Origin of the sequence: Falsiroseomonas algicola, assembly GCF_011040385.1 — a bacterium.
Taxonomy (GTDB): domain Bacteria; phylum Pseudomonadota; class Alphaproteobacteria; order Acetobacterales; family Acetobacteraceae; genus Falsiroseomonas; species Falsiroseomonas algicola.
Map to the genome: position 1 here is coordinate 1 of NZ_JAAIKB010000087.1, position 239 is coordinate 239.

At 76.2% G+C, this 239-nt stretch carries 1 protein-coding gene; it reads right to left on the reverse strand.

Going from position 1 to position 239, the window contains the following annotated elements:
• A partial coding sequence (locus tag G3576_RS31135; protein WP_207623131.1) for a hypothetical protein occupies positions 1–239 on the reverse strand: 239 nt, incomplete at both ends.

The following is a 239-nucleotide window of genomic DNA, read 5'->3' on the forward strand; positions in this document are numbered from 1 at the left end:
CGGGCCCTGCTGGTCCTGGCGCAGCAGCTCGATCCCCGCCTTCAGCAGGCGCCGCGCCAGGTGGAGCCGGGCGTAGCGCTCCGCGGCTTCCTGCGCGTCCGCAAGGTGCTGCTGCATGTCCTGCGCATGCGCCGCCGCGTCCCGCCCCGCCTCCAGCGCCGAGAGCCGCGCCCACGCGGCCTGCTGTTCGGCGCCGAGTTCCGTGCGGCGATGGCCAAGCTCCGCCTGTCGCCGCTCGA